Consider the following 5,448-nt stretch of genomic DNA (forward strand, 5'->3'; position numbering starts at 1 on the left):
AATAATTACTAATGGATAATTAATCCCTAAAAGTTTAAATCCTCTCCTTTTAAATGGATAATTGGTAATTGTTTTTGCGCTCCGCAAAGCTTGAACTTTGTCATACTCCTCATTCATCTCGCGCAGCTTTTTCCTAATGTAATGCTCCGCAAACATATCGGCGACAGCCGAAAACAAAAATAATTATCCATTATCTATTCTTAATTATCAATTGTTAAAGAGGTAATTATCAATTATTCATTATTCATTATTAATTAATGAACTTAGTATGATATAGTAAAAAGACTGTCCAAATAAAATAAAATAAATGACTAATTTAGCCAAAGAATTTAGAGAATTTGAATATAATGGGTGGCAACAATCTGTAGACCAATATAATAATTCTTTTGGTTCTCTAACTAATCAAATGATTCAACCACTTCTGAATACTGTAAACCCCCAAACAGGAACCAAAATACTCGATATTGCTACTGGACCTGGTTATGTAGCTGCGGGTGCTGCTAAACTTCAATCTCAAGTGATTGGATTAGATTTTTCTAGTGCCATGTTAAATAAAGCTAAACAACTTAATCCTGACCTAGAATTTATTCAAGGAGAAGCCGAATCTTTACCTTTTGAAAATCAAGAATTTGATGCTGTTGTGATGAACTTTGGCATTTTACATTTAGCTGAACCTCAAAAAGCAATTAATGAAGCATTTCGAGTGCTACGTCATCCAGGAAAATTTGCTTTTACTGTCTGGGATGTATTCGATAAATGTATTGGGATGAAGTTAGTTTATGACGCAATTAAAGCTTATGGCAATTTAGAAGTAGCTCTTCCTGAAGGACCTCCATTTTCTTATTTTAGTGAAGAACAAAACTCTATTTCTGCATTAAAAAATGCAGGCTTTTCTCATCCTTTGGTAAGTAAATTTTCTTTGACTTGGGAATTAACAAATGCTGATGAATTGTTTGATGCTTTTTATCAAGGTACGCCAAGAACAGGTGGTTTGCTTCGCAATCAAACTGACGCAAATATTGCAGATATTAAGGATGCTATTCGTCAAACATCACAGCCTTATTTTGATAAAAATAAATTGGTTTTACCTATGTCTGCTTTAGTAGCGTCAGGAACAAAATTATGACNTTGACTTGGGAATTAACAAATGCTGATGAATTGTTTGATGCTTTTTATCAAGGTACGCCAAGAACAGGTGGTTTGCTTCGCAATCAAACTGACGCAAATATTGCAGATATTAAGGATGCTATTCGTCAAACATCACAGCCTTATTTTGATAAAAATAAATTGGTTTTACCTATGTCTGCTTTAGTAGCGTCAGGAACAAAATTATGACTGATTTCGTAGGATTTTAAAATAAAAATTTGATTGGGTCATTTCAGTTATCAGTTATTAGTACCTTTAGCTCCCAAATGTGTTCTATATTTATAGATATAGCCATAAGAAATGTATGGTGAGAAAAAACAGTAGGGGTTTGCTTGACAAATCCCTTATTCACTTGGGGAAAGGAGACCAAACCCCGTGAATTCCTAATGCAAAAAATTACTTGTGTTATACCAATTTGATAAATGTTTACTACAAATAGTTAGGGTACTTCTTAGAAGTCAGGAGTCGTAGGGGCGATTAGCGAATCGCCCGTACAGAAGTCATAATAAATAAGTTTTATCTACTTTTTCTTATCTTAAATTATCTTTTTCGTAAAATATAAGTTGACTATAAAATATTTTAATTGTGCTTATTATTCGTAAAATTATTTTTTCAAAGTAGTAGCAAATGTGATAATTATAGAACCAGATTTTATATCAGTGGAAAATCACCAGCATTTTCATTTTATTAAGCTCCTGAAAAAAATCGGCGGCTCAAAGGATTTTCCCTTGTATTCTCACAATATTTGTGATACAATAAAATTTAACTGGGGTCGTTCGCCTATATGCATGATTTTTTATTCAACTAAAAATAGTATACTTTAGAGCGCCATAGAAAACCGTTCCGCTTTGCTACCCATGACAAATGCGATTGGGAATGTTGTAGAAACTGTAGAAATTGTAGAAATAAAAGTGGGGTTGCACATTAAAGAATGATAATAGATTTTCAACCGTATATATATAGAGGAAAGAATTATCCAAAAATATCAAATATTCGGATTTCATCATTCCTGATTGTGCAACACCAGAAAAATTAATGTAAACATAAAAGATACAGTTAGGGTTTCTATAGAAGCCATTTGGTATCTTTAGAAAAGTGTGGGTTTTTGATAAATGGAGTCAGGAGTGAGAGAAATAGAATAGAGGAAAAACCCCCCTATTAATCTCCCCTAATGCACCATTTCGCCATCTTTCCCACACTCCTACTCCCCCCTCTCCCCACACTCCCAATCTATGATATCCCAAATAGGTTCTATATAAAACCTACACAAAGAAACCCAGTTGCTAGGAGAAATTATTAGTCGGAAAAATAAACATCTACTACTAAAAAAACTAGGTTTCTGAGTTCTTCTGCGTAAGTCCTGATCAATAACTTATAAGGTATTAAATAATATCTTGTTTCGCCAACTCTTCAATAGTTGCAACTTGAGTTTCAATAAAATGTTTTCGTTCCACAACTCCACTATCCATAGTATTACCAGGATAACCATGAAATTGACTATAACTTTCTGCATAAGCATCCCACCGTTGTCTTGCTAACAAATTTTTCATTCCCACTTGACGGCGATAGTTGCGCAGAGCAGTAATATCAATTTCTGCATAAGCTGCCATACTTTCCCCCTGCCCAGTTTCTGCTAATACTAAACCTCTATAGTCGAGAATTTTGGAACCCCCATCAACCGAAGCTTCAGCAATAGGAGTATTCGCAATACCAGCAGTATTAGCAGACACAACATACATCATATTTTCCACAGCACGGGAAACCTTAGCAGCTTCTTTCGGCGATCGCGCTTGTCCATAAACTTCCGAAGTAGGATGAAGTAAAATTTCAGCCCCCCGCATCGCCAAACATCTAGTCACTTCTGGAAATAAAATTTCATCAGAAGCAACAGCAGCAAGATTACCGATCGCTGTTTTAGCAACAGGAAACACACCCTCTAAACCGTAACAGTCAAGATATTTATCCCAAACATCATGGGGGGTAGGAGCAAACATGGAGTTCAGACGGCGGTAGCGTAATACCATATTGCCAGTGGGGTCAAAAACAAAGCAATTTTGAAAATATAATTCGGGAAAGTTGGGGTCAAGTTCATAAGCATTGCCCGCCAGAAAAATAGCATTTTTTTGGGCAATTTCTCCCAGGCNTGGAGTTCAGACGGCGGTAGCGTAATACCATATTGCCAGTGGGGTCAAAAACAAAGCAATTTTGAAAATATAATTCGGGAAAGTTGGGGTCAAGTTCATAAGCATTGCCCGCCAGAAAAATAGCATTTTTTTGGGCAATTTCTCCCAGGCGATCGTAAAGTGGGTCATTCATTTCTAAACAAGCTTTTTCTGCCCAACTTGTCAAAGACTCCGCCATCGGAAAACCTGTGAGGAAATATTCTGGTAAGAGGACCAATTTACAGTTAGGCCCAATAAATGCTTTACTGGGAGCTATTTGTTGGCCGATGCGGTTAATAGTTTGTTCGATGAGCGATCGCGCTTCTGAGCGGTCATTGGCCAGATTTACGGCCTCAGCCTTGACTTGGAGGGCCAAAGCTTGGAAAGGGGGTATTTGATGAATAGCTTCGATCATATTTTGCTAATACCGTTTCACGAAAGTTAAAAGTTGGTAGTCTTGCATATTAATGGTGTGTAGGAATAAGAAATGCCTAGCACAGGAGTAATATCAAATCCACTTGCTTTGGAGAATAAGATTCTAGCATCAGTTTGGTAGGGGTTTGGTCACCAAACCCCTACATTTAATTGCTACTTAATACCAATTTCAAAAAATATTGCTATATTAACTTTTTCTAGTAGGTAGGAAATAGGTTGGTTGGGTAATAGGAGAAAATTAAAATTTTTCCCTTAACAATAAGTAGTTATGGAAAATTAATTACACATACTCTGGATACTCAATAGCCTAATTTTGTAAAAATTACAGGGAAGAAAATTAGTTCAAGAATTTAGAATTTAGAATGCGCGAATTACCTCTCCTTGAAAACGGATAGGATTGACGAACAGGAAAATTTTTATTTATTATCCCCTTTTAAGGGGAGGCTTTAAACCACAATATTTCGGTAATTAATTTTNAATTAGTTCAAGAATTTAGAATTTAGAATGCGCGAATTACCTCTCCTTGAAAACGGATAGGATTGACGAACAGGAAAATTTTTATTTATTATCCCCTTTTAAGGGGAGGCTTTAAACCACAATATTTCGGTAATTAATTTTTTCTAGGCACTGAATAACTAATAACTGATAACTAATAACTAATAACTAATAACTGATAAAAAGGGGCGCAAAATATTACGCCCCAGCAAAATATATAACTGTAGTTAAAGTGTAAGAACGAAAAATAGTTTACTCAAGATAGCTTAGGAAGCTGAATCTTGCTCTTGATTGATTTGTCGTTCTATAGTCTGAATGGCCGCATTAAGTCCAGCCAATCTAGTTTCTAGGTCATCTCGCATCCACTTGAGGAATTTAAGTTTATTCTCCTGTTGGGCCTTACGAGATTCTGGTTGAAAAAAGTCCCAACCACAGCAGGACTTAGTAAAGAATGGAAACATGGACAATACTCTCAACTCATCCTTACTTAATATTTTGAAACAAAAATTCTGGAATAGTAAAGAATAATCACCTGAATTGAGAAGTTAGAAGTTAGAAGTCAGAGGTTAGATAGGAGGAAGAGCCATCAAATTCCTGATATACAGAAATTAAATTACAGCGCTTTTCAGTTGAGTAAACCACAAAACTACTGTAGGAGTCAGGAGTCAGGAGTCTTAGGGGCGTTTTCCTACGGAACATGTAATACCATTTCTCAAAAAGTTTTCTACATTTGATTAAGCAGGGGAGTAGGGGAGTGGTAGGGACGTTGCATAAGGGCGTCCCTACAGAGAAGTAAAGATAAGAATAATTAACATTAACAAGTGCTAAAATTAGCAAAAATATTAAAATATCGGTGTTAACTACTTAATAACTGAAGTGTTAGCTAAGTATAGCATTACTTTTAGTAATTGGTATAAAACGTTTGCGGAGCATTCCGATAGGAAAGTTGTTCGCTAGCTAATGGCCATTAGCTACGCACAACTTCGTTTTACATGTTCCGCAGGAAAACGCCCGTACAGGAGTCAAAGGCTAGTTTCAAAGTTCTCGCTCCTCAACTTCTGACATCAACAAATATTCCATCATCCTCTCCGGTGCATATCAACTGTGGTCTATCAAGCATGACAACTGCTATATTGCTGTGACTAGATTTGAGAAGCGTGAGAATATATATTTTTTTCCACACTCCCCACACTCCCCACACTCCCCACAC

General features: G+C 36.0%; 3 protein-coding genes and 1 pseudogene. 1 reads left to right on the plus strand and 3 read right to left on the minus strand.

Annotation, left to right across the window (positions count from 1 at the left end):
* Positions 1-307: 307 nt before the first annotated feature.
* Positions 308-1,126 carry a class I SAM-dependent methyltransferase gene (locus AFK68_RS12525; protein ID WP_094673101.1) on the plus strand — a complete coding sequence of 273 codons (819 nt, stop codon included), beginning with the start codon at positions 308-310 and terminating at the stop codon, positions 1,124-1,126.
* A 1,402-nt stretch (positions 1,127-2,528) separates the two neighbouring features.
* Here the strand turns inward: AFK68_RS12525 and AFK68_RS12535 are convergent.
* From AFK68_RS12535 to AFK68_RS12545, 3 genes and pseudogenes are all read right to left on the minus strand, one after another.
* Entirely contained in the window at positions 2,529-3,170 is a 642-nt protein-coding gene (locus AFK68_RS12535; protein ID WP_371357356.1) for a nitrilase-related carbon-nitrogen hydrolase, read from the minus strand.
* Positions 3,171-3,290: 120 nt separating this feature from the next.
* Positions 3,291-3,723 (minus strand): annotated as a pseudogene (locus AFK68_RS12540) (nitrilase-related carbon-nitrogen hydrolase); the annotation flags it as partial.
* Between the two features lie 781 nt (positions 3,724-4,504).
* Entirely contained in the window at positions 4,505-4,699 is a 195-nt protein-coding gene (locus AFK68_RS12545) for a hypothetical protein (RefSeq protein WP_094673104.1), read from the minus strand.
* Positions 4,700-5,448: the final 749 nt, after the last annotated feature.

This window comes from Hydrocoleum sp. CS-953 (genome assembly GCF_002260545.1).
Classification (GTDB): domain Bacteria; phylum Cyanobacteriota; class Cyanobacteriia; order Cyanobacteriales; family Microcoleaceae; genus Trichodesmium.

Bases quoted from the DNA above. Each gene is read 5' to 3' on its own strand.
- AFK68_RS12525 (WP_094673101.1), top strand. From the start codon at position 308: ATGACTAATTTAGCCAAAGAATTTAGAGAATTTGAATATAATGGGTGG.
- AFK68_RS12535 (WP_371357356.1), bottom strand. From the start codon at position 3,170: ATGGTATTACGCTACCGCCGTCTGAACTCCATGTTTGCTCCTACCCCC.
- AFK68_RS12545 (WP_094673104.1), bottom strand. From the start codon at position 4,699: ATGTTTCCATTCTTTACTAAGTCCTGCTGTGGTTGGGACTTTTTTCAA.